Consider the following 24702-nt stretch of genomic DNA (forward strand, 5'->3'; position numbering starts at 1 on the left):
TGTGGAATGAAGTTAATAGTGGTTTTTAGCGGGCATAACTCAGGGTCACAATCCAATAAAATGCGGCGGAGAAAAGCGTAACGTCCATAATGCTGCGCTTTTTTTCCTGATTTATGGGCGCTATCTGTGCAGGAAATTGCATCCCGGCGGTAAACGATCCGCCTTCAGCGGGTGAAAAGTGCCGTTTTTTTGCTGACCGGGGGTGGATGGCAGGGGTTAACACGACGAGATTTTCCCCCTTCGCATCGCATGAAATCGATTTCGCGGCAAAAATCTGTCGGACAGAGTACAAATCGGGATAGGGTTTTGTCTTAAAAAGCCGGGCAAAGCGGGCTTCGCACGGCCAGTTTATTCCAGAGATCGGTGTGGGTTATCCGCTGAGGGCAACCACCCGCGGCTGTGGTTTGATACGCATTGCCCACAGTACGCCAGCCATCAGACAGGCAATGCCGATAACGGTGAGCAGGGGTGGCCAGCGTTGATGCCAGAGAAAAGTCCATAGCAGACCGAACAGGATCTCAAAAACAATCAGCGGCCCCATCAGTACCGTGGGCAGACGCTGGCTGGCTGCGTTCCAGCACAGGCTGCCGAGCCAGGAGCAGAGCAGGCCAATCGCCAGCATCAGAGAGATAAACACTGACGGATGTGGCCCGAACGGCAGCGGGAAATCAGGCTGTTGCCAGGCGATCTGAACGCTGACCAGCGCATACAGGGTCAACGCCATCGGCAGCGTCACCAGCCCCTGCGCCGTCGCCCAGGTCGAGGGTCGCAGTGCGGGATGAGTGCGCAGCCAGCGGGCATTGCGCAGCGGATACCAGGTCCAGCAGACCACCGCCAGCAGTGCCAGCACGATGCCGGTCAGGTAACGACTAAGATCCAGCGTTGCGCCCTGGCTCCGCAACTCCGCTGCATTGACGCAGAGCAACCCGGCCGCCATCATCACCAGCGCCGGAAAAAGCCGCCGCCAGGGCAGACGTCCTTCAAGATGGCCGTAACAGAGATTGGCGGTAACGGCGATCACCACCGGCAGTGTGCCGATAATCATGGTGGAGACCGGCGCGCCGGTGCGCTGAATGGCATTGGCCAGAAACGCATAATAGAAGAGGTTACCCACCAGCGAGAGTTTCACTGCCTCGCGCCAGTCAGCCCGCCCCAGCAGGCGCAGCCGGCGGCGATCGTGCCAGGCCAGCGGCAGCGCAATCAGCCCGAACGCCACATAACGTCCCGCCGACTGCAGTGCACCAGGGTAGTCAGGCACCAGCAGCGGCCCGACAAAGATCAGCCCCCACATCAGCCCCGCGGTAATGGCAAACATAACACCAGCAAACATGACTTTTTCCCATATAACTTTTTTTCACAGTGTGGCGGGAGTGAAGGGGGAAGGCTTGTAGCAGATTGCGGTTGTGTCAGGGCTGGCGCACCTGTTTCTGATAGCGGCCAGGCGTAATGCCATAGCGGTTAGCAAAGGCGCGGGTCAGATGAGCCTGATCGGTTAACCCGACGGCCGCTGCGACACTGGCAGCGGCTTCGCCCTGTGCCAGTCGCTGTTTGGCATCATAGAGGCGGAAAGCCATCAGCATCTGATGCGGCGTGACGTGATAGTGCTGGCGGAAAGCGCGTAAGAAGTGCCACGGCGACAGCGAGGCCAGCGCCGCCAGCTCCTCCAGCCGCACCGGTTCCGCCAGATTTGCCCGCAGAAAATCACGCACCTGATCAAAGCGATGCCCTCCCTCGGGCCTGCCCGGTGACGACATCCGCGCCAGCGGGCGAATCTGCAACAGCAGTTCGGAAAGCAGACTCTGGCGCGCCAGTCCGGACTCCGCCTGCCAGAGTGCGGCCAGCGTGCGGGAGAGCGGCTGCGCGATGCGCGGATCGGTCAGCAGCGCCTCGTTAAACCACCAGCCGCGATCGCCGGTCAGTTCATCCATCAGCTGCGGCTGAATGTAGATCATCTGATAGCGCCAGCCCTCGTCACAGGCTGACTCACCGGTATGCAGCTCATCCGGATTCATGGTCACCAGCGAGTTCACCGGCGCGGTATATTCGGTGCCGCGATAGCGAAAACGCTGCGCACCCGCCTCAATCGTGCCAATGCCAAAGGCTTCATGGGTATGGGGTTCAAAAGCGTAGCGGGAGATGTGAGCCTGATAGAGTTCCACACCGGGCAACGCGGCCGGTTGCTGAAACTGTGCGCGGTCTTTTTCACAGGGAAAAACAGCCGGAACACCTTCCACTTCTCTCTCCTTATTTATCCGATGTCGGATTAGCATGCCTGCGACCGGGGGGAAAATGCAAAAGATTGCTATCCGCCGCGCCGCAGGTAACACTGTTTTTTTCTCATTCTGAGGGAGTCAGCATGGCACAGCGAGTCGTCATCGTCATTGATATGCAGAACGGCGTGTTCAGCACACCACGTTTCGATAAGGCAGGCCGGGTTGACCGGATCAACCGGCTGACCGGGCGTGCCGATATCGTCCTCTTTATTCAGCATCGTGAAGGCACGATGTGCGAGGGCAACCCCAGCTTTGATCTGCTGCCGGAACTGGTTCAGCCTGCGGGCGCGCATTACGTGACGAAAACGGCCTGCGACAGCTTCTGGCAGACAGAGCTGGCCGCGCTGTTAAAGCGTCTGGAGGTGGAGGCGTTTGTGGTGTGCGGCTGTGCGACCGACTACTGTCTGGATACCACGATTAAAACAGGGGCCAGTGCGGGCTATGCGATTACCGTGGCGGCGGATGCGCACACCACCGCCGATCGCCGCTGGGTCGGGGCCGAAGCGCTGATTAATCAGCACAACGAGGTGTGGGCCTCGCTGCTGATCCCTGGCAACGTGCCGCGCGTGCTGAGCACGGATGCCGTGCTGGCGGAATGGTCATAGCCCCGGTCAGCCGGGGCCGCGCATAAAAAAGCCCGCATAGCGGGCTTTTTAAACGCGTCAGGCCAGATGAATCAGAACGGAATATCGTCGTCAAAATCCATTGGCGGTTCGTTGTTGTTGCTGGCAGGCGCACTCTGCGGCTGCTGCGGACGGGACTGCGCGCCGCCGCTGAACTGATTGTTGTTGCCCTGCGGCTGCTGCGGCTGGCCCCAGCCATTGTTGTTGCCACCACCCTGCGCGCCTGCACCGGCATTACCGCCCTGCTGACGGCCGCCCAGCATCTGCATGGTGCCGCCGACGTTAACCACGACTTCAGTGGTGTAACGTTCCTGGCCACCCTGATCCTGCCATTTACGGGTGCGCAGCTGACCTTCGATGTAAACCTGAGAGCCTTTACGCAGATATTCACCCGCGACTTCAGCCAGTTTGCCAAACAGCACCACACGGTGCCACTCGGTGATCTCTTTGTTTTCACCGGTCTGCTTATCACGCCAGCTCTCCGACGTAGCCAGCGTAATGTTGGCAACAGCGCCACCATTTGGCATATAACGTACTTCCGGATCCTGACCCAGATTCCCGACAAGAATCACTTTGTTAACGCCACGACTGGCCATGTTGCTGTCTCCCGATGAGTTAATGCATTCAGTCTAATCCATCAATTCTAACACGTCCTGCTCACTGTTTCCCACTTTCGAGCCGCGTTCCGGTTTTAATCCTTCGCACGTCCGGACCACAGAGTACTGGATATTTATTCAGTCTATTTTTTGTGCCATAATGACACGTTTATTCTGGCCGTGTCGGCAAGGCGCGGTGAGTGCTGCTAATCCGGGAAAGGTGAATGGATAAGATCGAAGTTCGTGGTGCCCGCACCCATAATTTGAAAAACATTAACCTGACCATCCCACGCGACAAACTCATTGTGGTGACCGGCCTGTCAGGCTCCGGTAAATCCTCACTGGCGTTTGATACGCTGTATGCGGAAGGTCAGCGCCGCTATGTGGAGTCGCTCTCTGCGTATGCGCGCCAGTTTCTTTCGTTAATGGAGAAGCCGGACGTCGATCATATCGAAGGTCTGTCGCCCGCCATCTCTATTGAACAGAAATCCACCTCGCATAACCCGCGCTCGACGGTGGGAACCATCACCGAGATCCACGACTACCTGCGTCTGCTGTTTGCCCGCGTGGGCGAACCGCGCTGCCCGGACCACAACGTACCGCTGGCGGCGCAGACCGTGAGCCAGATGGTCGATCAGGTTCTGGCTCAGCCGGAAGGCCGCCGTCTGATGCTGCTGGCACCGGTGGTGAAAGACCGCAAGGGTGAGCACACCAAAACGCTGGAAAATCTGGCGACGCAGGGCTACATCCGCGCGCGTATCGACGGCGAAGTGTGCGACCTGTCTGACCCGCCGAAACTGGAGCTGCAGAAGAAGCACACCATCGAAGTGGTGATTGACCGCTTTAAAGTGCGTGACGATCTGGCGACGCGTCTGGCCGAGTCCTTTGAGACAACCCTGGAGCTCTCAGGCGGCACGGCGATCGTGGCAGACATGGATGACAGCGAGGCCGAAGAGCTGCTCTTCTCCGCGAACTTCGCCTGCCCGATTTGTGGTTACAGCATGAGTGAGCTGGAGCCGCGCCTGTTCTCCTTTAACAACCCGGCAGGCGCCTGTCCGACCTGCGATGGCCTGGGCGTACAGCAATATTTCGATCCGGATCGCGTGGTGCAGAACCCTGAGCTCTCTCTGGCAGGTGGCGCAATCCGTGGCTGGGATCGCCGCAACTTTTACTATTTCCAGATGCTGCGTTCGCTGGCGGACCATCTCAGTTTTGATATTGAAGCGCCGTTCGGCAGCCTGCCCGACAACGTGCAGAAAGTGATCCTGTACGGCTCTGGCAAAGAGAGCATCGAATTTAAGTACATCAACGACCGTGGCGACACCTCGGTTCGCCGTCATCCGTTTGAAGGCGTGCTCAACAACATGGAGCGTCGCTACAAAGAGACCGAATCCTCAGCGGTGCGCGAAGAGCTGGCGAAGTTCATCAGCAACCGCGCCTGTGCGAGCTGTGAAGGCACCCGTCTGCGTCGCGAAGCGCGCCATGTCTTTGTCGAAGATACCACGCTGCCGACCATCTCTGAGATGAGCATCGGTCACGCGATGTCCTTCTTTGAAAATCTGAAGCTCAGCGGCCAGCGTGCGCAGATCGCCGAAAAGGTGCTGAAAGAGATTAGCGATCGCCTGAGCTTCCTGGTGAACGTCGGCCTGAACTACCTGTCGATGTCACGTTCCGCTGAAACCCTTTCCGGTGGTGAGGCGCAGCGTATCCGTCTGGCGAGCCAGATCGGTGCCGGTCTGGTGGGCGTCATGTATGTGCTGGACGAGCCGTCAATCGGCCTGCATCAGCGCGATAACGAGCGTCTGCTCGGCACCCTGATCCACCTGCGCGATCTCGGTAACACCGTGATTGTGGTTGAGCACGATGAAGATGCGATTCGTGCCGCCGACCACGTGATCGACATTGGTCCGGGTGCAGGCGTGCATGGCGGCCAGGTAGTGGCAGAAGGCACCGTGGATGAGATCATGGCGCAGGAAGCGTCCCTGACGGGCCAGTTCCTGAGCGGCAAGCGTGAAATCGCCGTGCCGGAGGCGCGGGTGAAGGGCGATCCATCGAAGGTGCTGAAGATTACCGGCGCGCGCGGCAATAACCTCAAGGATGTCACGCTGACGCTGCCGGTGGGTCTGTTCACCTGCATCACCGGTGTCTCCGGCTCCGGTAAATCGACCCTGATTAACGATACGCTGTTCCCGATTGCGCAGCGGGCGCTGAACGGTGCCACCATCGCAGAGCCAGCCCCTTACCGCGACGTGGCGGGACTGGAGCACTTCGACAAAGTCATCGACATCGACCAGAGTCCGATTGGCCGCACGCCGCGCTCCAACCCGGCGACCTACACCGGCATCTTCACCCCGGTGCGTGAACTCTTTGCTGGCGTGCCGGAAGCGCGGTCACGCGGTTACACGCCGGGTCGTTTCAGCTTTAACGTGCGCGGCGGACGCTGTGAAGCCTGTCAGGGCGATGGCGTGCTGAAAGTCGAAATGCACTTCCTGCCGGACATCTATGTGCCGTGCGATCAGTGCAAAGGCAAACGCTATAACCGTGAAACGCTGGAAGTGAAGTACAAAGGCAAGAGCATTCACGAGGTGCTGGAGATGACCATCGAAGAGGCGCGTGAGTTCTTTGATGCGGTTCCGGCGCTGGCGCGTAAGTTGCAGACGCTGATGGATGTGGGTCTCTCCTACATTCGTCTCGGCCAGTCCGCCACCACCCTCTCCGGTGGTGAAGCTCAGCGCGTGAAGCTGGCACGTGAACTGTCGAAGCGTGGCACCGGTCAGACGCTCTACATTCTTGATGAGCCGACCACCGGCCTGCACTTTGCCGATATTCAGCAGCTGCTGGAGGTCCTGCATCAGCTGCGCGACCAGGGCAACACGATCGTGGTGATTGAGCACAACCTCGACGTGGTGAAAACCGCTGACTGGATTGTCGACCTTGGCCCGGAAGGCGGCAGCGGCGGCGGCGAAATCCTGATTGCCGGCACGCCGGAGACCGTGGCGGAGTGTGAGAAATCGCATACCGCGCGCTTCCTGAAGCCCCTGTTACAGAAGTAATGATGCCAGGCCCGCCCCGTGCGGGCCTGCTTATTTCTGCTGCCGGTTCAGCCAGAAAAATGCAGAATCAGGCAAGATTCAGACATGTATAGGCATATACGCCTTTCCCCACGCTGACTATCCTTAAGCGGTTCCTCTTTGGCACGCCCCTGGCGTCGCCCTGTTTTTTGCAGCACCACTGCGCTGCTGCACTTCATCAGAAAACACTCACGACACATCGAAACTGGAGACACCATGAATATTACGCATGCGTATGCTGCTCAGGATGCAAAATCCAAACTGGCACCGTTCGATTATAAGCCGCGTGAGCTGCGCGCCCATGACGTTCAGCTTGAGGTGCTGTTCTGTGGCGTCTGCCACTCAGACCTGCATCAGGCCCGCAATGAGTGGAAAAACACGATTTTCCCTGTGGTTCCGGGGCATGAAATTGTGGGTCGCGTCACCGCGGTGGGCCCACATACGCAGAAATACAAAGTCGGCGATCTGGTTGGCGTAGGCTGCATGGTGGATTCGTGCCGCAGTTGCCCGAGCTGTCAGCAGGGGCTGGAGCAATATTGTGAAAACGGTTTTGTCGGCACCTACAACGGTGAAGACCGCGAGACCGGTGCGATCACCTACGGCGGCTACTCAACGGCGATGGTTGTGGATGAGAGCTTTGTGCTGCGCATTCCGGAAAACCTGGATCTGGCGGGCGTCGCGCCGCTGCTGTGTGCCGGTATCACGACCTACTCGCCGCTGCGCCACTGGAATGTCGGCCCCGGCAAAAAAGTCGGTATCGTAGGCCTGGGTGGCCTGGGGCACATGGGCGTGAAAATTGCTCACGCAATGGGTGCGCATGTGGTGCTGTTCACCACCTCGCCATCCAAAATCGAGGATGGCAAACGCCTGGGCGCCGATGAGGTGGTGATCTCCAAAGATCCAGAGCAGATGGCGCAGCACGCCAACAGCTTCGACTTTATCCTGAACACCGTTGCCGCTCAGCACGACCTTAACCCCTTCATCACCCTGCTGAAGCTGGATGGCAATATGACGCTGGTCGGCGCACCTGAGCACGATCACCCGGCTCCGCAGGTGTTTAACCTGATCTTCAAACGTCGCAGCATCGCCGGTTCACTGATTGGCGGTATCGCAGAAACGCAGGAGATGCTCGATTTCTGTGGCGAGCACGGCATCACCTCGGACATCGAACTGATCGCGATGGATCAGATCAACGAAGCCTATGAGCGCATGCTGAAAAGCGATGTGAAATATCGCTTTGTTATCGATATCAACACCCTGCGCGAGCAGTCGGCTGCCTGATCGGGTCGCCTGCACCCTCCTGCTCAGGCAGGAGGGTGTTAAAGCGCGGCCTGGCGCGCGGCGTCAACCTGCTGGAAGGAGGCATCGACCAGATAGTAGATCTGCGAATCCTTCAGCGACCCATCCAGGAACAGCGTGCTCCAGTGTGATTTATTCAGATGCTCGCTGGGAATAATGTCGCTATGCTCTTCGCGCAGCAGCTCTGCCAGTGCAGGCGTCGATTTCAGCGAAACCGCAGGCCGCCCTTTTACCTCATGTACCATCGCAAACAGCACGCCGTTGCTTTTAATCTGCGTGGCCTTCCAGTCACTGTGGACGCTCTGCTCTGCGCCCGGCTTGCTCATGCAATAGGTCAGTAAGTCTGAGTGATTCATCACGATTCCCCTTGTAAAGTGGCGACAATCCGCCTGGCACCGCCCTCAATGCGATGCTCGCCCAGCCAGATACCCTGCCAGGTCCCCAGAACCAGGCGTCCCCGCTGAACCGGCAGCAAGAGCGACACGCCCAGGGTCGAGGATTTAATGTGCGCCGGCATGTCATCACGTCCTTCGTAGTCGTGCTGATAAGGCGCATTCTCCGGCACGTGCCGCAGGAAATGCTGCTCCATATCGCTGCGCACCGTCGGATCGCAATTTTCATTTAAGGTTAATGACGCCGACGTATGCTGCAACAGCAGATGCAGCAGACCGGTTTTGATATCACGCAATCCGGAGAGCGAGTCGGTGATCTCATCGGTGATGAGATGAAAGCCGCGCGGCTTCGCGCTCAGCGTAATAGTCTGTTGATGCCACATAGCTTATTCCTGAAACGGTTACCCCGTTTAAGTGTGCAGCATGTCGCCGAAAGGTAAACCCTGAGCCATAAAAAAACCGCCAGCGCGAGGCGGGCGGTTTGTTCACAGCAGACGTGCCGTTACATCACCGCGGCAAAGGCTTCCGCCACCTGATGCACATTTTTGCTGTTCAGACCGGCCACACACATGCGGCCACTGCCCACCAGGTAGATGCCGAACTCATTGCGCAGGCGGTCAACCTGCTGCACGCTCAGGCCGGTGTAGCTGAACATGCCGCGTTGCTTCAGCAGGTAGTCGAAATTTTTGCCCGGCAGTGCCGTGCTCAGCACCCCGACCAGTGATTCGCGCATCGCGAGAATGCGCAGACGCATCGTCTCCACTTCGTCCAGCCAGCTCGCTTTCAGCGCGTCGTCGTTGAGGACGCGGGCCACGACCTGCGCACCGAAATTCGGCGGGCTGGAGTAGTTGCGACGAACGGTCGCTTTCAGCTGGCCCAGCACGCGCGCTGACTCTTCGGCGCTGTCACAGACGACAGAGAGCCCGCCTACGCGCTCGCCATAGAGCGAGAAGATTTTAGAGAAAGAGTTGCTGACCAGTGCCGGCAGGCCCGCAGCCGCGACGGCGCGCAGCGCATAAGCATCCTGCTGCATGCCTTCACCAAAGCCCTGATAGGCGATATCCAGGAAAGGAATCAGCTGCTGTGCTTTCAGTACCTCAATGGTCTCATCCCACTGTGCATTGGTCAGGTCAGCGCCGGTCGGGTTATGGCAGCAGGGATGCAGTAACACGATGCTCTGCGCTGGCAGCGTTTTCAGGGTATGGATAAAGGCATCAAAACGCACACCGTGGGTTTCGGCGTCATACCAGGGGTAGCTCTTCACCTCAAAACCTGCGCCATTAAAAATCGCGATATGGTTTTCCCAGGTGGGATCGCTGACCCAGACGGCCGACTGCGGGAAGTAACGCTTAAGGAAGTCTGCCCCGACTTTCAGCGCACCCGATCCCCCCAGCGTCTGAATCGAGGCGATACGACCCGCCTGCAGCACCGGATGGTCGGCACCAAACAGCAGCGGCGCGATCGCGTTGCGGTAGCTGTTCAGGCCTTCCATGGGCAGATAGAGCGATGCCTGCTTTGGCTCGGCATTGAGCTGCTCTTCAGCAGCCGCTACGGCCTTCAGCTGCGGGATAATGTTCTGCTCGTCGTAGTAAAGCCCGATGCTCAGGTTAACTTTGTGTTCGCGCGGATCTTGTTTAAAGGCTTCCATCAACGACAGAATCGGATCGCCCGCATAGGCATCAACGTTTTGAAACACGGTGTAGGTCTCCATGATTGGTCCAGAGGTAAAGAGGGCTAAACCCGATAGCGTCCCGGACGGTGGTTCATTGCAATAATCAGATTGAGGATCACGGCTCCTGCAATGGAGGCCAGCAGGATGGGGCCACTGACCACAAACAGGGACGCCAGCACGACGCAGGTGTCAACCGCCATCTGCAGTTTACCCGCGCGGATCCCAACGCGATCCTGTAGCCACAGCGCCAGAATATTGATGCCGCCCAGGCTCGCCTTATGACGAAACAACACTATAAACCCGATCCCCATGATGACGTTACCGAACAGTGTCGCATAGAACGGATTGAGATCGGAAAAGTGAACGAACAGCGGGTGCAGCTGCGTAAACAGCGACACCAGCCCGACGGCACAGAAGGTTTTCAGGGTAAATTCCCAGCCCATGCGTTTTACCGCCAGCCAGTAAAACGGCAGGTTGATCAGGAAAAATGCGCTGCCAAAGGAGAGCGGAGAGAGGTAGCTCAGCAGAAAGGCAATACCGGCAGTGCCGCCCGTAAGGGCACCCGCCTGTTTCAGCATAATGACGCCGAACGAAACCATCAGGGTGCCCAGCACCATCGCCAGCGCATCTTCAATACGTGAATGCGGGACGCGGGAGGGTTCTGCGATGTTATCCATGGGGGGTTGTCTCAGTGCAAATGATGCGGTTGCAATGCAAAAAACGCACCATTGCCGCAGCCTCATTCGGCTGCTGGCCGGAGGCTGGTGATATCCCGTTGATATCTAAGGGGCTTTATAACAGGATTTCGTGCATACCTTCCGGTCAAAACCGTCACTCCATGCGCGAAATCCCGTTACGATGCGTATTCTTTGCGTTTATGGTCGCCAGTCTGCACCAAAAACGCACAGCACGCACCTTTTTAGCGCGTTTTGCTCGCAGGCAACATCATCAGGCCATTCTCTTTCATGCGCCCCAGCACCACGGAGGTTTTGACGTGGGACACGCTCTGATGGCCCGCCACTAACTGGCTGATAAGTGCACTGAGGGAGTTAAGATCGGCCACCGCCACTTTAAGCAGATAGTCAGCGTCACCGGTGGTTTTGTAGGCGTCGACAATCGCCTCTTCCTGCTCCACCATGCGGTGAAAGCTCTCCACATATTCGGTGGTGTGGTTGATTAAACGTACCTCTATCAGCCCCACCATCCCCAGCCCGATGGCATCGGGCGAGAGCCGGGCGTGATAACCCAGAATCAGATTGGCCTGTTCCAGATTGATGCGGCGGCGGGAACATTGCGAGGCGGAGAGGCCAACCAGGTCGCTGAGTTCCTGGTTAGTAAGACGGCCGTTAGCTTGTAATAAAGTCAGGATTTTCAGGTCGTAATCGTCTACGTGAGTCATTCCGTTTCCACAGCGTGAGAGGCGTCGCTTTGTTACAGATAACCCGATAACCGGAGAGGTTGTCCAACACTATTTTCTGATGATGGGAGCTGTCATGCACAGATCGTGCATGACAGCACAAAGCGCAGATTATTCGTCGTCGTATTGCGGGCCGGCGTAGTTGTCGAAGCGTGACCACTGACCGTTAAACGTCAGCCGCACCGTACCGATTGGACCGTTACGCTGTTTACCCAGGATGATCTCGGCGATCCCTTTGAGATCGCTGTTCTCGTGATAGACCTCGTCACGATAGATGAACATGATCAAATCCGCATCCTGCTCGATCGATCCCGATTCACGCAGATCCGAGTTAACCGGACGCTTATCGGCACGCTGCTCCAGTGAGCGGTTAAGCTGCGACAGCGCGACCACCGGCACATTAAGCTCTTTGGCCAGCGCCTTGAGCGAGCGGGAGATCTCCGCAATCTCCAGCGTTCGGTTGTCCGACAGCGACGGCACGCGCATCAGCTGCAGGTAGTCGATCATGATCAGGCTCAATCCGCCGTTTTCACGGTAGATACGCCGGGCGCGCGAACGCACTTCAGTGGGGGTCAGGCCGGAAGAGTCATCGATGTACATATTCTTCTTCTCCAGCAGGATACCCATGGTGCCGGAGATACGGGCCCAGTCCTCATCATCGAGCTGGCCGGTTCGGATGCGGGTCTGGTCGACGCGGGAAAGCGAGGCCAGCATACGCATCATGATCTGCTCGCTGGGCATCTCCAGACTGAAAATCAGCACCGGCTTATCCTGCAGCATCGCGGCGTTTTCACACAGGTTCATCGCAAAGGTGGTTTTACCCATCGAAGGACGGGCGGCGACGATGATCAGGTCTGAACCCTGCAGGCCAGCGGTCTTTTTATTCAGATCCTGATAGCCGGTGTCGACGCCGGTGACGCCATCGTGCGGGGTCTGATAGAGCGACTCAATACGGGAGACGGTCGATTCCAGAATCTGCTCGATGTTTTTCGGCCCGGCATCTTTATCTGCGCGCGCTTCGGCAATCTTGAAGACGTTCGATTCCGCAAAGTCGAGCAGCTCTTCGCTGTTCCGCCCCTGCGGATCATAACCGGCATCGGCGATCTCGTTGGCAACGGAGATCATCTCGCGTACGACCGCACGTTCGCGCACGATATCGGCATAGGCGCCGATGTTCGCTGCACTCGGGGTGTTTTTCGCCAGCTCAGCCAGGTAGGCGAACCCCCCCGCCATCTCCAGTTCGCCACGGGTTTCCAGTGACTCGGAGAGCGTAATCAGGTCAATGGGTTTGCTGTTTTCCAGCAACCGCTGCATCTCTGAAAAAATCAGCCGGTGCGAGCGGTTGAAAAAATCATTCGCGACGACGCGCTCAGAGACGTTATCCCAGCGCTCGTTATCCAGCATTAACCCACCGAGCACCGACTGCTCCGCTTCCAGCGAATGCGGGGGCATTTTCACGCCAGCCAGCTGGCGATCCTGCGTTTCGTTCGATTTGTTGGTGGGTTTATTTCCTGCCATAGTGAATGCATTACCGATCTTCTGTGGGGACGCGCAAGTATACCTTAGTTGGGGTGCGTGCCTCACCCTCATGATGAAACAATCACAGGAGTCAGAATGGCAAAGCGTATTCAGTTCAGCGCGCACGGCGGACCGGAAGTGTTAACGTGGACGGATTTTGACCCGGCTGACCCGGCTGAACATGAAGTGCAGGTGGAACACCGCGCGATCGGGATTAATTACATCGACACCTATGTGCGCAGCGGCCTCTATCCGGTGGCGGCGTTTCCTTCGGGGCTGGGTACGGAAGCCGCAGGCGTGGTGTCGCGGGTGGGCCGCGGCGTCACCCTGTTTAAACCCGGCGATCGCGTGGTCTACTGCCTGGCGTCAATGGGGGCCTACAGCGAACTTCATAACGTGGCCGAAGATCGCCTGATGCATCTCCCGGAGGCGATCAGCTTTGAACAGGGTGCCGCCAGCTATCTGAAAGGGCTGACCACGCAGTATCTGCTGCGGCAGACCTATAAAATCAGCGCCGGCGAGACCTTCCTGTTTCATGCCGCCGCAGGCGGCGTCGGTTTAATCGCCTGTCAGTGGGCAAAAGCACTGGGCGCACACCTGATTGGCACGGTCGGCTCTGCGGAAAAAGCAACCATCGCCAGAAACGCCGGGGCCTGGGCGACCATCAACTATCGTGAAGAGAATATTGCCGCGCGCGTCAGCGAGCTGACCGACGGGAAAAAAGTGGGTGTGGTGTATGACTCTGTCGGCAAAGATACCTGGGAAGCGTCGCTGGATTCCCTGCGCCGTCACGGGCTGATGGTCAGTTTCGGTAACGCGTCCGGGCCGGTAACCGGCATCGACCTCGGCATTCTGAATAAGAAAGGCTCGCTGTTTGTTACCCGCCCTTCGCTGTTTGGCTACATCACCAACCGCCAGGAGCTGGAAACGGCCAGCGCCGAACTCTTCTCGCTGCTGGCAAGCGGCGCAATCAGGGTGGAGGTACCGGAGCAGCAGAAGTTTGCGCTGAAAGAGGCCAGCAAAGCGCATCAGATTCTGGAGAGCCGTGCCACGCAGGGTTCCTGCCTGCTGATCCCCTGACCGGACAAACAAAAAGGGCTTCCCGCAGGAAGCCCTTCTCTTTTTTATTTTTTGTTCGCGCTGGTGTAGGGACAGCGGCGATGAATTTCTGTCGCGTCGATGGCACATCGCGTTGACAAAAGCCATCCTGCCAGAAAACATAAGTAAAAAATATGTTTAATTGCAGATTGCGGCTTTGCAATCTCTCACTCTGTGATCACTCCCGCAATTATCGCCAGCTTTTCCGGTCTAACCTGTTGATCTTACGTCTTAGCTTACGTCGTGCCCGCGCCTCGCTGTCGCCAAAGAAGGCGCGATGCAGCCAGACCGCGATCACGGCCAGCACCAGCCACGGTAACACTTTGATAACAAGTGCAAACAACCCGCCGACAAACATCACCAGGGTGGCGACCACCAGTGCTGCCAGCACGCCCAGCAGCGACACGCCGGTCAGCAACAGCATCAGGAAAAACCCCAATACAAATAAAATTTCCACGTCAGGACTCCTTTAACCACTTTCATACCAGGACAGTTACAAAAAGCGTGCCAACAGGTAACCCATTGAATAGTCGTGGTTTTCGGGAAGGGAGTGTGAGATAACCTGGTGAAAAAGACCAGATGATGGCGTAAAAAAAACCAGCCCGAAGGCTGGTTTTCTGCGACGTGAGCGGATCAGGCTTCCTGTGGAATCTTATCCGCCACCAGCGCCAGCGCCGCTTCCAGAACGCGGACATCCGCCCCCGGCTTATGCGCATTTTCACTCAGATGGCGTCGCCACTGGCGTGCGCCCGGAATGCCCTGGAAGAGTCCCAGCATATGGCGCGTGACGTGGCCCAGATAGGTGCCCTTCGCCAGTTCCGCTTCAATATAGGGATACATGGCGCGTACCACCTCAACCGGGTTAGCCGCCGGATGCTGACGCCCGAACAGCTGCTGGTCGACCTGCGCCAGAATGCCGGGGTTCTGATAGGCTTCGCGGCCCATCATCACGCCGTCAAGATGCTCCAGATGCGCCTGTGCCTCTTCCAGCGTTTTCACGCCGCCATTGAGCGCAATCGTCAGATGCGGGAAATCGCGCTTCAGCTGGTAGACGCGGGGATAATCCAGCGGGGGGATTTCGCGGTTCTCTTTGGGGCTGAGGCCGGAGAGCCAGGCTTTGCGCGCATGGATGATAAATGTCTCGCACTCGCCGCGGCCCGCCACCGTGCCGATAAAGTCGGTCAGGAAGGCATAGCTGTCCAGCTCATCAATCCCGATACGGGTTTTCACCGTGACCGGAATCGACACCACGTCGCGCATCGCTTTCACGGCATCTGCGACCAGAGTGGCTTCGGCCATCAGGCACGCACCGAAACGGCCATTCTGCACCCGATCAGAGGGACAGCCGACGTTCAGGTTGATCTCATCGTAGCCGCGCTGCTCCGCCAGCTTCGCGCACTGCGCCAGCGCCGCCGGATCGCTTCCGCCCAGCTGCAATGCAACCGGGTGTTCAGCGTCACTGTAAGCCAGATAATCCCCTTTGCCATGAATGATCGCGCCGGTCGTCACCATTTCGGTGTAGAGCAGGGTGTCGCCGGTCAGCTGACGATGAAAATAGCGACAGTGCCGATCGGTCCAGTCGAGCATAGGGGCGATGGAGAAGCGTTGCGAAGAAAAAGTAGCCATGTAGCGCAGACAATCCGGTAATTAAGGGTGATGGAATTCTGTGCAAGGATAACACAAGGGCGGGCGATAGTGCATCGCCCGCCCCCGGAGAGCCGGAATAACCCGCTTAGAAGTTAAAGCCCAGCTGCATCATCGCGCCCCAGGTATTGTTAGCACCGACGGAGCCAGCCAGATCCAGATGGACAGCTTTGTTAAACGGTGACAGACCAAAACCTGCCGTGGCCACATTTTCGTCGTTAGACCGCATGTCCGCCCGATAACCCGCGCGCAGCTGCAGCCAGTCAAGTACGCGGTACTCCGCACCCACTGCCGCATACTGGCTGTTATCCTGAGTTTTGAAGCGTTTGGTTTCCGTGAGATCCACATCGCCGGTCACGGTAAACGGACCTTTATCCCAGGACAGGCCGGTGGTGACCAGCGGGCGAATCTGGTAGGTGTCGCGGAACCCGTTAACCTCCCGGGTCTGCAGATCGCGTGAAACCAGGTTCTGTCCGGTCACCCCCAGCGTCCAGTTTTCAGCAAAGGTGGTCGCCAGACCGGCATCAACGTTAAAGCCGGTGTCGGTGCTGCGATACTGACTGTTGTTGATGTCATTTTTGTCGTAGTTATAGATGCTCGCAGTGTAGTTATAGAGCCAGGTTTTCTGCACTTTTGGCGTCACGCCCACCGACACCGGCTGACCGGCGACAGTGAACTCATGCGCCACCGCCACACCATAATCGGTAACCAGCGCCGCTAAGCCGTTCGCACTGGAGCGAAGGTTATTCTGATCGCCCGGAAGAGGAATCGCCCCGTTTTCTATACTACGCAGATAGTTAATATCACTCTGGACCACGTTGGCGCGGACGTGTGCCGTTCCGTAGGCTTTGGCGATAAAGGCGAAAGGCAGCGTTTCATTGGGGATCGTAACAGCTATGGCCGCACCCGCACTGCCGTCGGCTTTGTTACCGCGCAAATCGCTGAGCTTATCTGCCACATCGCCTGAGGCCGCACGCAGTTCAGAGTTAGCACGGAAGAAATCCGCTGGTGTGAGGTTACCCAGCACCGTGCGGTAACGATCCACGGTGTCGGTAATATCATCGACTTTATCGATCAGCTTATCTTTGTCCGTTACCTGAATGCCTGCTGAAGGAATAATAATGCTGACATTATCGTCAGATTTAGCACGCGTCATTAATGCCGGGTTCGCCAGCACTGCAGAGCCATAAACAGAAGATGCCACGCCGGTGCCGCCCATGGCGTCATTACGTGCATCATACCAGGTCCCTGCCGCCATGGCGGAAGAAGAAAGGAAAAGCGCGGTCGCTGCAGCGGAACAGATCAGCGCTGAGCGTTGAGCGGATTTTTTCACCATTTGCCTGCCATCACCTGAGAAAGTGTCGTTGATACATTCAACAACTGAATAGTTTGTCAGCCCTATTGTGAACCCTGGCTAACGCGTTATTGCTGTGAATTCAAAGGAAACAGTGTCTTAATTCAAAGGATTGGACGTTTTACGACCAGAATTAGCGTGTAATTATTAAAAGCGGACCGGCTAATTTCAAATAATGTCAGACTTTTATTAAGTCTTTCTGAACATTACTTCTTAACTCAGTGAGATGCAAAGCAAAAGGACAAAAAATTCTGCTCCGGTTGATTTACAGGTGGATCGGTTTTTTCGTCAGATTTGAGATAGAGAGGAGCGAAAATTCCACAGGCGCTGTTTTTTCAGGCTAATTGTGCTGTTTTAACAGACAGAAACGCGCTTCAGCACCCTGACAGGTTATGTGATAAAATAACATCACTTATTCAGCGGAGAATTTTCATGACTACCATGACGTCGCAGCAAATTTTGATTCAGGCCGAAAAAATGTGCCTGCAACGTGGTGTGCGTCTGACTTCGCAGCGCGCTGAAGTGTTGCGTCTGATGGCGGAACAGCCGGGCTCAATCAGTGCCTACGACCTGCTGGATCAGCTCCGAATCAGCGAACCTCAGGCCAAACCTCCCACGGTTTATCGTGCGCTCGACTTCCTGCTGGAGCAGGGTTTTGTGCATCGGGTGGAGTCCAACAACAGCTACGTGATGTGTCACCATTTCGAGGCGCCGGCTCATACGTCAGTCATGCTGGTCTGTGACCGCTGCGCCGCCGTCACCGAGAAGCAGGCGCATGGCGTGGAAAAGATTATCGCCACGCTGGCGGGTGAAGCGCAGTTTGCCCTGCGTCACAGTGTGATCGAAGCCCATGGCTTATGCGAAAACTGCGCGGAAGCAGACGCCTGCACGCAGCACGAAAACTGCGGACATGACCATCAGGATGAGGGTAAAAAGCGCGGACGACGGGGATAAGCGGCGGAACAATCACTATCGGACAAGAAACGATCTGCCTGCTCAGGCCGCAAACCAGCTGTGCTGACGCCAGTGCCTGCGCCAGATGAGCCACAGTGAGAGGCCGCGCAGCGCCAGGAAAACCGTTACCGCTAGCCATAAACCGTGATTGCCCAGCACCGGCACGCTCAGCAGCGTCAGAAAATAGCCTGCGGCTGCCACTACCATGCTGTTACGCATCTCACGTCCGCGCGTTGCGCCGATAAACATCCCATCCAGCAGATAACACCAGACGCCGATCAGCGGCATGATCACCTGCCAGACCAGATAGCGGTCGGCCGCCTGCTGCACTGTCTGCAGAGAGGTCAGCAGCATCACGATTTGCGGGCCGGTAAAGGCATAAACCAGCGAGAAGAAGAGCGCCACCGCCGCCGCCTGTCGGCAGGCAGAGTGCCAGACGCGCAGCAGTTTGCTGCCATCTTTTGCGCCATGCGCTTCGCCTGCAAACGCTTCGACGGCATAGGCAAAACCATCGAGCGCGTAGGCGGTAAAGGTAATGAACATCAGTAATACGGCATTCACCGCGACCACCTCCGGCCCCAGCCTGGCGCCCAGCACGGTCAGCGAGGCGAAACAGAGCTGCAGCATAAGAGAGCGCAGCATAATGTCCCGGTTGAGGCGCAGCAGCCGGGCGCTGTCACCGCGCCAGCTCTGTTTCAGCAGGCTGAACGGAATGCCGCGCAGCTTCAGAACCCGCCAGACCATCATGCCACCGACGCCCAGCGTGATATATTCCGCCAGTGCCGTGGCGGTGGCTGCCCCCGCAACGCCCCAGTGCAGCCCCATGACCAGCCAGAGGTCGAGCACGATATTCACCAGGTTCCCCACCACCAGCAGGATCACCGGCGCACGCGCATACTGCACGCCCAGCAGCCAGCCCAGAATCACCAGGTTCGCCAGCGTGGCAGGCGCACTGAGCCAGCGGATCTGAATAAACAGTCCGGCCTGTGCCAGTACCAGAGGATCGCCGCCAACCAGATGGGTGGCCAGCTGAATAATGGGGTAACGCAGCGCGACAAACAGCAGACCTGCCAGCAACGCCATGATCAGCGGCTGGACCAGGGCGCGTGCCAGCGCCGCTTTGTCGCCTGCCCCGAAGGCCTGTGCCGTCAGGCCCGTGGTGCTCATGCGAAGGAAAAGCAGCAGCATAAAGAGGAAGCTGGTGACGGTCGTCCCGACCGCGACCCCGCCAAGATAGACGGGGCTGTCGAGATGACCAATCACTGCCGTATCGACCACGCCCAGTAAGGGAACGGTGATATTTGACAGGATCATGGGCAGCGCGAGCCGCCAGAGATTTTTATCGGTTGCCGTGATAAAGCGCATTCGCCATTCCGTGCTCAGTGTCGCTGCGCAGAGGCGGCAGCGACAAAATCAGGGCAGACAGAATAGCACCAGAAAAGGCGAATGCACGCAGGCGTCAGAATCAGAGCCATTCGCCGTTGCGTACGACACCCACGGCCAGACCTTCCACGGTCAGCGACTGGGCGCGCGTATCGACAACAATCGGGTCGAAGTCGCTGTTTTCAGGCAGCAGATGCACGATAGCACCCTGCTTTTTCCAGCGTTTCACCGTCACTTCATCGTCAATGCGGGCCACCACGACCTGGCCATTGCGCACATCCTGCGTTTTATGCACCGCGAGCAGGTCGCCGTCCATAATCCCGATATCTTTCATCGACATTCCGCTGACGCGCAGCAGGAAATCCGCCGAAGGTTTGAACAGGCCCGGATCGACTTTGTAATGCGTCTCGATATGTTCCTGCGCCATGATGGGCTCACCGGCAGCAACCCGGCCAATCAGCGGTATGCCTTCTGAGGCTTCTTCTTCCATTAACAGACGGATGCCGCGCGATGCGCCGGAGACAATCTCAATGACGCCTTTGCGCGCCAGCGCTTTCAGATGCTCTTCTGCCGCGTTTGGCGAACGGAAACCCAGCTGCGCGGCAATCTCGGCACGCGTAGGCGGCATGCCTGTTGAAGTAATATGGTCGCGAATCAGGTCATAGACCTGCTGCTGCCTGCTGGTTAATGCTTTCATCCCGCCCCCTGGTTGTTTATACAGTCGCTGTGAGTATATACAGGTATTGGCGAAATGAAAACCGATTGTCAGGGAAAACGCGGCCTGAGCCGCGTTATGGAAGGTTTATCGCAAATGTGTCCAGAGCAGCGCGATCCAGACAAACAGGGCCAGTAAGATAGCCAGCAGTACCGCTGCCGAACCCATATCTTTTGCCCGGCCCGCCAGCGGATGATGCTCCTGCCCGATGCGATCGACCACCGCTTCAATGGCGCTATTGAGGATTTCGACGATGACCACCAGCACCACCGACCCAATCATAAGGATGCGCGAGATCACATCAACGTCCAGCCAGCACGCGATAATGATCGCCGCCAGCGCAGCCAGGGCTTCCTGACGAAACGCCGCTTCATGTTGCCACGCGGCACGCAGCCCCTGCCAGGAGTAACCGGCGGCTTTTACTATTCTGATAAGTCCGGTGGCATTATTTGCCATGTGTGGGAACCCTTTTATCGGATTGACGTCAATGTCTGGGCTGCGTGCATTTGGCACCACCACAGATCTTCGCTGCACTTTCTGGTATGCTTGCGGCGCTTTGCTAACAAGAGGCTTCATGTTGTCTATGTCAGGTTGGCGTAAACTTTATTATAAATTGCTTAATTTACCACTCTCGTTTCTGGTAAAGAGTAAGGCCATTCCGGCCGATCCCGTGTCTGAACATGGTCTGGATCCGACCCGACCTATTATGTATGTTTTGCCTTACGATTCGAAGGCTGACTTACTGACTTTGCGCGCGCAGTGTCTGCGGCATCATCTGCCCGATCCGCTCTCTCCACTGGAGATTGATGGTTCCCTGCTGCCTCGCCACGTCTTTATCCACGATGGCCCGCGCGTCTTCCCCTATTTTGTACCCAGCGTGGAATCGGTGAAAATTTTCCACGATTACCTGGACCTGCATCGCAATAATCCCACGCTGGATATTCAGATGCTGCCCGTCACCGTGATGTTTGGCCGCGCACCGGGACGTGAAGTCCAGGGCGAAGCCACACCACACCTGCGGGTGCTGAACGGCGTGCAGAAGTTCTTTGCGGTCATCTGGCATGGGCGCGACAGCTTTGTCCGCTTCTCGCCGACCGTGTCGCTGCGGCGTATGGCCACGGAACATGGGACAGATAAGTCGATCGCGCAGAAGCTGGCCCGCGTCGCGCGTATCCATTTTGCCCGTCAGCGGCTGGCTGCGATTGGCCCGCGTTTACCGGCCCGTCAGGATCTGTTTAATCGCCTGCTGCAATCCAAAGCGATTGAAAAAGCAGTAGAAGATGAGGCGCGCAGCAAAAAAATCTCCCATGAGAAAGCGCAGCAGAATGCCGTCGAGATGATGGAAGAGATTGCGGCGAACTTCTCCTATGAAGCGATTCGCGTCACTGACCGGGTGATGGGCTGGCTCTGGAGCCGTCTCTATCAGGGCATCAACGTTAATGGCGGCGAAAAAGTGCGCCAGCTGGCGCAGGATGGTCATGAGATTGTCTACGTGCCCTGCCACCGCAGCCACATGGATTATCTGCTGCTCTCCTACGTGCTCTATCATCAGGGCCTGGTGCCGCCGCACATCGCAGCAGGCATCAACCTCAACTTCTGGCCAGCCGGTCCGATCTTCCGTCGTCTGGGCGCCTTCTTTATCCGTCGCACCTTTAAAGGCAACAAGCTGTATGCCACGGTATTCCGCGAATACCTCGGTGAGCTGTTCACCCGGGGTTACTCGGTTGAGTACTTTGTCGAAGGTGGCCGTTCACGCACGGGCCGTCTGCTGGACCCGAAAACCGGCACGTTAGCCATGACGCTGCAGGCGATGCTGCGCGGCGGCAATCGTCCCATCACGCTGGTGCCGATCTACATCGGATATGAGCATGTGATGGAAGTGGGTACTTACGCCAAAGAGCTGCGCGGCGCGGCAAAAGAGAAAGAGGGCTTCATGCAGATGGTGCGTGGCCTGCGTAAGCTGCGCAATCTCGGTCAGGGTTACGTTAACTTTGGCGAACCGCTGCCGCTGGTTAACTATCTCAACAAGCGCGTGCCGGAATGGCGTGACTCGATCGATCCGATTGAGCCACAGCGTCCTGGCTGGCTGACCCCGACCGTGAACGATATTGCGGCTCGCGTGATGGTGCGGATCAATGAAGCCGGCGCGGCTAACGCCATGAACCTCTGTGTTACGGCCCTGCTTGCCTCACGTCAGCGCTCACTTACCCGCGAACAGTTGATTGAACAGCTGGAGTGCTATACCCAGTTGCTGCGCAATGTGCCTTACTCGCCGAATGCGACCCTGCCCGATCTCTCTGCGGAAGCGCTGCTGGATCACGCCCTGGGCATGAACAAGTTTGAGAGTGAAAAGGACAGCATTGGCGACATCATCATTCTGCCGCGTGAGCAGGCGGTGCTGATGACCTATTACCGCAACAACATTCATCACATGCTGGTGATGCCATCGCTGATTGCCGCCATTGTTCAGCAACACCAGACGCTGAGCGAAGCGGAACTGCTGCGTCAGGTCAGCCTGATCTATCCGATGCTGAAGAGCGAGCTCTTCCTGCGCTGGGAGAGGGATGAGCTGCCGCAACTGCTGACTGAACTGAGTCAGGAGCTGGCGCGTCAGGGTCTGATTACGCTTGAGGCCGGTGAACTGCGCTTTACCGCAGCGCGCTATCGCACGCTGCAACTGCTGGCCGCCGGTGTGCGTGAAACGCTGCAGCGTTATGCCATTACCTTCTCGATTCTCAGCGCCAAGCCGACGATTAACCGCGGCACGCTGGAGAAAGAGAGCCGGACGCTGGCACAACGTCTCTCCGTGCTGCACGGTATCAACGCCCCGGAGTTCTTCGACAAAGCGGTCTTTACCTCACTGGTACTGACGCTGCGTGATGAAGGCTATATCAGTGACAGCGGAGATGCGGATGTGGCGCAGACCCAGGCCACCTGGCACATCCTGGCTGACCTGGTGACCAGCGATGTCCGGATGACCATTGAAACGGCTGTCGCGCACGACTGATACCCGCGTAAAGCAAAAAAGGCGACCTCAGGGTCGCCTTTTTTATGTCGCACAGGGCTGTCTGGCAGGCTTCTTACAGCAACGAAGAACCTGACGCGCAGGGGACAGGGACAGAAGAGGAAAGCGTCCCGCGCCAGGGAAGGCGCGGGCCGAGCCGTCATGGATGACAGCTTTTGCGTCTTTCCGATCTGGCCCTGTCCCCTGCGCAGGCGCGGTCTTCCCGCTATGACAGGCTGCCTTTCCAGTCAGAACAGCTGAGTGAACGGCGGCGTATTCATTAAAATGCCGAGGAACAGCACCATCCCGACATAGTTGTTATTGAGGAAAGCCTGGAAACAGGGCTGACGTTCGCGCCCGGCTATCAGCTTCTGCTGATAAACAAACAGGGCGGCAGCCAGCAGCAGCGTCCAGTAGAAGGCGCTGTTCAGGTGCAGCATCGTCCCCACCGACGCCATCAGCAGCAGGGTCGCCAGTTGCAGCAGACCAATAATCAGCTTGTCGAAGCGACCAAATAAAATGGCGGTCGACTTCACCCCAATCTTCAGGTCATCGTCCCTGTCCACCATCGCATACTGCGTATCGTAAGCAACCGTCCAGCAGATGTTGGCAATGAACACCAGCCAGCAGACCAGAGGTAAGGACTCACTAACTGCACACCAGGCCATGGGGATCGCCCAGCCAAATGCGGCCCCCAGTACGACCTGCGGCAGATGGGTATAGCGCTTCATAAAGGGATAGACCCAGGCCAGCGCCAGCCCCACCACGGAAAGCATGATGGTCATCAGGTTCATGGTCAGCACCAGCGCAAAAGCCACCAGCCCCAGAATCACAAACAGCAGCTTCGCTTCTCTGGCACTCACCGCGCCGCTGGCCAGCGGCCGATGTCGGGTGCGCTCAACGTGACCATCCACTTTGCGATCGGCATAGTCATTGATGACACAACCCGCCGCCCGCATCACAAAGACCCCGGCCACAAACACCACCAGCACCGGTAACGGCGGCATCGCCATGTCAGCCAGCCAGAGTGCCCAGAGCGTGGGCCACATCAGCAGCAGCGTGCCGATCGGTTTATCAATGCGCATCAGGCGGCTGTAGTCCCGCCATTTATTCATACTTAAGCTCTTTTCCACTACAAAATCCTCAGACCAGATCGCGATAGAGCGGCGATGCCGGTAAAAACAGTTCAGTCAGCAGCAGCGGCTTGCCGGAGAGGCGCAGACGCGACCGCCGTCCCCACAATGCATCAATCTGTCCGGGTTCAATAAAATCGCGGGTCAGCGTCGAAGAGGAGAAAAGATAGCGGCCCAGAGGACGGGTACCCAGCTGCTGCAGCATCGCTTCAGGTCCGTTGAGCGTGCTTTCCGGCACCAGGGTGCGACCCGCCAGCCAGGGCTGATCGTCGCCGAACAGCAGCACTTCACGCAGCCAGAAGCGTTCATCATCCGGCAACAGGGCGCGTTCCTCGCCCAACTCGCTGGCGTCGATAAAGCCTTCGCGCAATGGCTGAACCGTCACCCGCTGACAATGCTGTTCAAAACGGCGCGTCATTGAATCCTCTTCCATCAGCCAGTCGAGCAACGGCGGCGCAAGGGCTGCCTGCGATGGAGAAAGCCAGTTGAGCGCACCTAATAAGCTGAGCGCGTCTTGAGACATAGCACCACTCCCGGTAATTTTGAGGTCGGTAGT

Annotated in this window: 23 protein-coding genes; 6 read left to right on the forward strand and 17 right to left on the reverse strand. The window is 57.5% G+C overall.

The window, feature by feature from the left end; translation table 11 throughout:
• Positions 1–370 precede the first annotated feature (370 nt).
• Positions 371–1330, reverse strand: a complete 960-nt coding sequence (locus tag OJ965_RS19475) for a DMT family transporter (protein ID WP_265137516.1) — start codon at positions 1328–1330, stop codon at positions 371–373.
• Between the two features lie 76 nt (positions 1331–1406).
• Entirely contained in the window at positions 1407–2234 is an 828-nt protein-coding gene (locus OJ965_RS19480; RefSeq protein ID WP_009092597.1) for an AraC family transcriptional regulator, read from the reverse strand.
• A 122-nt stretch (positions 2235–2356) separates the two neighbouring features.
• On the opposite strand from OJ965_RS19480, the gene OJ965_RS19485 reads away from it, so the two are divergent.
• A complete protein-coding gene (locus tag OJ965_RS19485; protein ID WP_154928661.1) occupies positions 2357–2878 on the forward strand; it encodes an isochorismatase family protein in 522 nt (173 codons plus the stop codon).
• 71 nt (positions 2879–2949) lie between these two features.
• Here the strand turns inward: OJ965_RS19485 and ssb1 are convergent, their stop codons facing one another.
• Positions 2950–3492, reverse strand: coding sequence for a single-stranded DNA-binding protein SSB1 (gene ssb1 / locus OJ965_RS19490; RefSeq protein ID WP_009092599.1), 543 nt, complete (start codon positions 3490–3492; stop codon positions 2950–2952).
• A gap of 224 nt (positions 3493–3716) precedes the next feature.
• Between ssb1 and uvrA the strand changes: the two genes are divergently transcribed.
• Entirely contained in the window at positions 3717–6545 is a 2829-nt protein-coding gene (gene uvrA / locus OJ965_RS19495) for an excinuclease ABC subunit UvrA (RefSeq protein WP_046101018.1), read from the forward strand.
• A 234-nt stretch (positions 6546–6779) separates the two neighbouring features.
• The gene (locus OJ965_RS19500; protein ID WP_265137517.1) at positions 6780–7844 is read left to right on the forward strand and encodes an NAD(P)-dependent alcohol dehydrogenase; all 1065 of its coding nucleotides are present in this window, start codon (positions 6780–6782) and stop codon (positions 7842–7844) included.
• A gap of 38 nt (positions 7845–7882) precedes the next feature.
• On the opposite strand, the gene OJ965_RS19505 is transcribed toward OJ965_RS19500, so the two are convergent.
• From OJ965_RS19505 to dnaB, 6 genes are all read right to left on the reverse strand, one after another.
• Positions 7883–8218 (reverse strand): MmcQ/YjbR family DNA-binding protein, encoded by a 336-nt coding sequence (locus tag OJ965_RS19505; RefSeq protein ID WP_009092602.1) that lies wholly within the window; start codon positions 8216–8218, stop codon positions 7883–7885.
• Positions 8218–8637 (reverse strand): secondary thiamine-phosphate synthase enzyme YjbQ, encoded by a 420-nt coding sequence (locus tag OJ965_RS19510; RefSeq protein WP_009092603.1) that lies wholly within the window; start codon positions 8635–8637, stop codon positions 8218–8220. The genes OJ965_RS19505 and OJ965_RS19510 overlap by 1 nt, the downstream gene beginning before the upstream one ends.
• Positions 8638–8756: 119 nt before the next feature.
• Positions 8757–9950 carry an amino acid aminotransferase gene (locus OJ965_RS19515; RefSeq protein ID WP_009092604.1) on the reverse strand — a complete coding sequence of 398 codons (1194 nt, stop codon included), beginning with the start codon at positions 9948–9950 and terminating at the stop codon, positions 8757–8759.
• A 38-nt stretch (positions 9951–9988) separates the two neighbouring features.
• On the reverse strand, positions 9989–10603 hold the full coding sequence (locus tag OJ965_RS19520; RefSeq protein WP_009092605.1) for a YitT family protein: 615 nt from the start codon (positions 10601–10603) through the stop codon (positions 9989–9991).
• A 242-nt stretch (positions 10604–10845) separates the two neighbouring features.
• Positions 10846–11325 carry an Lrp/AsnC family transcriptional regulator gene (locus tag OJ965_RS19525; RefSeq protein ID WP_111208872.1) on the reverse strand — a complete coding sequence of 160 codons (480 nt, stop codon included), beginning with the start codon at positions 11323–11325 and terminating at the stop codon, positions 10846–10848.
• Between the two features lie 129 nt (positions 11326–11454).
• The gene (dnaB, locus tag OJ965_RS19530; protein ID WP_009092607.1) at positions 11455–12861 is read right to left on the reverse strand and encodes a replicative DNA helicase; all 1407 of its coding nucleotides are present in this window, start codon (positions 12859–12861) and stop codon (positions 11455–11457) included.
• 96 nt (positions 12862–12957) lie between these two features.
• Between dnaB and OJ965_RS19535 the strand changes: the two genes are divergently transcribed.
• The gene (locus OJ965_RS19535; protein ID WP_009092608.1) at positions 12958–13941 is read left to right on the forward strand and encodes a quinone oxidoreductase; all 984 of its coding nucleotides are present in this window, start codon (positions 12958–12960) and stop codon (positions 13939–13941) included.
• A gap of 208 nt (positions 13942–14149) precedes the next feature.
• On the opposite strand, the gene pspG is transcribed toward OJ965_RS19535, so the two are convergent.
• The 3 genes from pspG to OJ965_RS19550 all read right to left on the reverse strand — a co-directional run bounded on the left by pspG (position 14150) and on the right by OJ965_RS19550 (position 16939).
• Positions 14150–14416: an envelope stress response protein PspG gene (gene pspG / locus OJ965_RS19540; RefSeq protein WP_009092609.1), complete on the reverse strand. Its 267-nt coding sequence runs from the start codon at positions 14414–14416 to the stop codon at positions 14150–14152.
• 176 nt (positions 14417–14592) lie between these two features.
• The gene (gene dusA, locus OJ965_RS19545) at positions 14593–15585 is read right to left on the reverse strand and encodes a tRNA dihydrouridine(20/20a) synthase DusA (RefSeq protein ID WP_009092610.1); all 993 of its coding nucleotides are present in this window, start codon (positions 15583–15585) and stop codon (positions 14593–14595) included.
• A gap of 106 nt (positions 15586–15691) precedes the next feature.
• Positions 15692–16939 (reverse strand): conjugal transfer protein TraF, encoded by a 1248-nt coding sequence (locus OJ965_RS19550; RefSeq protein WP_140922788.1) that lies wholly within the window; start codon positions 16937–16939, stop codon positions 15692–15694.
• Positions 16940–17389: 450 nt separating this feature from the next.
• Here OJ965_RS19550 and zur point away from each other — a divergent pair, with 450 nt between their 5' ends.
• Positions 17390–17911 (forward strand): zinc uptake transcriptional repressor Zur, encoded by a 522-nt coding sequence (gene zur, locus OJ965_RS19555; RefSeq protein WP_265137522.1) that lies wholly within the window; start codon positions 17390–17392, stop codon positions 17909–17911.
• Positions 17912–17953: 42 nt separating this feature from the next.
• Here zur and dinF read toward each other — a convergent pair whose 3' ends face one another.
• The 3 genes from dinF to OJ965_RS19570 all read right to left on the reverse strand — a co-directional run bounded on the left by dinF (position 17954) and on the right by OJ965_RS19570 (position 20465).
• Positions 17954–19276 (reverse strand): MATE family efflux transporter DinF, encoded by a 1323-nt coding sequence (dinF, locus tag OJ965_RS19560; RefSeq protein WP_265137524.1) that lies wholly within the window; start codon positions 19274–19276, stop codon positions 17954–17956.
• A 100-nt stretch (positions 19277–19376) separates the two neighbouring features.
• Positions 19377–19991 (reverse strand): transcriptional repressor LexA, encoded by a 615-nt coding sequence (lexA, locus tag OJ965_RS19565; protein ID WP_009092614.1) that lies wholly within the window; start codon positions 19989–19991, stop codon positions 19377–19379.
• Positions 19992–20096: 105 nt separating this feature from the next.
• Complete coding sequence (locus OJ965_RS19570) at positions 20097–20465, reverse strand: diacylglycerol kinase (protein ID WP_009092615.1); 369 nt, start codon at positions 20463–20465, stop codon at positions 20097–20099.
• A gap of 127 nt (positions 20466–20592) precedes the next feature.
• Between OJ965_RS19570 and plsB the strand changes: the two genes are divergently transcribed.
• Entirely contained in the window at positions 20593–23016 is a 2424-nt protein-coding gene (gene plsB / locus OJ965_RS19575) for a glycerol-3-phosphate 1-O-acyltransferase PlsB (protein ID WP_154928693.1), read from the forward strand.
• A 245-nt stretch (positions 23017–23261) separates the two neighbouring features.
• On the opposite strand, the gene ubiA is transcribed toward plsB, so the two are convergent.
• A complete protein-coding gene (ubiA, locus tag OJ965_RS19580; protein WP_009092617.1) occupies positions 23262–24128 on the reverse strand; it encodes a 4-hydroxybenzoate octaprenyltransferase in 867 nt (288 codons plus the stop codon).
• A gap of 28 nt (positions 24129–24156) precedes the next feature.
• Positions 24157–24669: a chorismate lyase gene (gene ubiC / locus OJ965_RS19585; protein WP_058956993.1), complete on the reverse strand. Its 513-nt coding sequence runs from the start codon at positions 24667–24669 to the stop codon at positions 24157–24159.
• Between the last annotated feature and the right edge of the window lie 33 nt (positions 24670–24702).

Origin of the sequence: Pantoea anthophila, assembly GCF_026104315.1 — a bacterium.
GTDB classification, from domain to species: domain Bacteria; phylum Pseudomonadota; class Gammaproteobacteria; order Enterobacterales; family Enterobacteriaceae; genus Pantoea; species Pantoea anthophila.

What these genes read in the sequence shown, in the direction of transcription:
- zur (WP_265137522.1), top strand. Translation starts at nt 17,390, where the DNA reads ATGACTACCATGACGTCGCAGCAAATTTTGATTCAGGCCGAAAAAATG.
- OJ965_RS19500 (WP_265137517.1), top strand. Translation starts at nt 6,780, where the DNA reads ATGAATATTACGCATGCGTATGCTGCTCAGGATGCAAAATCCAAACTG.
- ssb1 (WP_009092599.1), bottom strand. Translation starts at nt 3,492, where the DNA reads ATGGCCAGTCGTGGCGTTAACAAAGTGATTCTTGTCGGGAATCTGGGT.
- OJ965_RS19520 (WP_009092605.1), bottom strand. Translation starts at nt 10,603, where the DNA reads ATGGATAACATCGCAGAACCCTCCCGCGTCCCGCATTCACGTATTGAA.
- OJ965_RS19505 (WP_009092602.1), bottom strand. Translation starts at nt 8,218, where the DNA reads ATGAATCACTCAGACTTACTGACCTATTGCATGAGCAAGCCGGGCGCA.
- OJ965_RS19525 (WP_111208872.1), bottom strand. Translation starts at nt 11,325, where the DNA reads ATGACTCACGTAGACGATTACGACCTGAAAATCCTGACTTTATTACAA.
- ubiA (WP_009092617.1), bottom strand. Translation starts at nt 24,128, where the DNA reads ATGAATAAATGGCGGGACTACAGCCGCCTGATGCGCATTGATAAACCG.
- ubiC (WP_058956993.1), bottom strand. Translation starts at nt 24,669, where the DNA reads ATGTCTCAAGACGCGCTCAGCTTATTAGGTGCGCTCAACTGGCTTTCT.
- uvrA (WP_046101018.1), top strand. Translation starts at nt 3,717, where the DNA reads ATGGATAAGATCGAAGTTCGTGGTGCCCGCACCCATAATTTGAAAAAC.
- plsB (WP_154928693.1), top strand. Translation starts at nt 20,593, where the DNA reads ATGTCAGGTTGGCGTAAACTTTATTATAAATTGCTTAATTTACCACTC.
- dusA (WP_009092610.1), bottom strand. Translation starts at nt 15,585, where the DNA reads ATGGCTACTTTTTCTTCGCAACGCTTCTCCATCGCCCCTATGCTCGAC.
- dnaB (WP_009092607.1), bottom strand. Translation starts at nt 12,861, where the DNA reads ATGGCAGGAAATAAACCCACCAACAAATCGAACGAAACGCAGGATCGC.
- OJ965_RS19485 (WP_154928661.1), top strand. Translation starts at nt 2,357, where the DNA reads ATGGCACAGCGAGTCGTCATCGTCATTGATATGCAGAACGGCGTGTTC.
- OJ965_RS19550 (WP_140922788.1), bottom strand. Translation starts at nt 16,939, where the DNA reads ATGGTGAAAAAATCCGCTCAACGCTCAGCGCTGATCTGTTCCGCTGCA.
- dinF (WP_265137524.1), bottom strand. Translation starts at nt 19,276, where the DNA reads ATGCGCTTTATCACGGCAACCGATAAAAATCTCTGGCGGCTCGCGCTG.
- OJ965_RS19510 (WP_009092603.1), bottom strand. Translation starts at nt 8,637, where the DNA reads ATGTGGCATCAACAGACTATTACGCTGAGCGCGAAGCCGCGCGGCTTT.
- OJ965_RS19475 (WP_265137516.1), bottom strand. Translation starts at nt 1,330, where the DNA reads ATGTTTGCTGGTGTTATGTTTGCCATTACCGCGGGGCTGATGTGGGGG.
- OJ965_RS19570 (WP_009092615.1), bottom strand. Translation starts at nt 20,465, where the DNA reads ATGGCAAATAATGCCACCGGACTTATCAGAATAGTAAAAGCCGCCGGT.
- lexA (WP_009092614.1), bottom strand. Translation starts at nt 19,991, where the DNA reads ATGAAAGCATTAACCAGCAGGCAGCAGCAGGTCTATGACCTGATTCGC.
- OJ965_RS19535 (WP_009092608.1), top strand. Translation starts at nt 12,958, where the DNA reads ATGGCAAAGCGTATTCAGTTCAGCGCGCACGGCGGACCGGAAGTGTTA.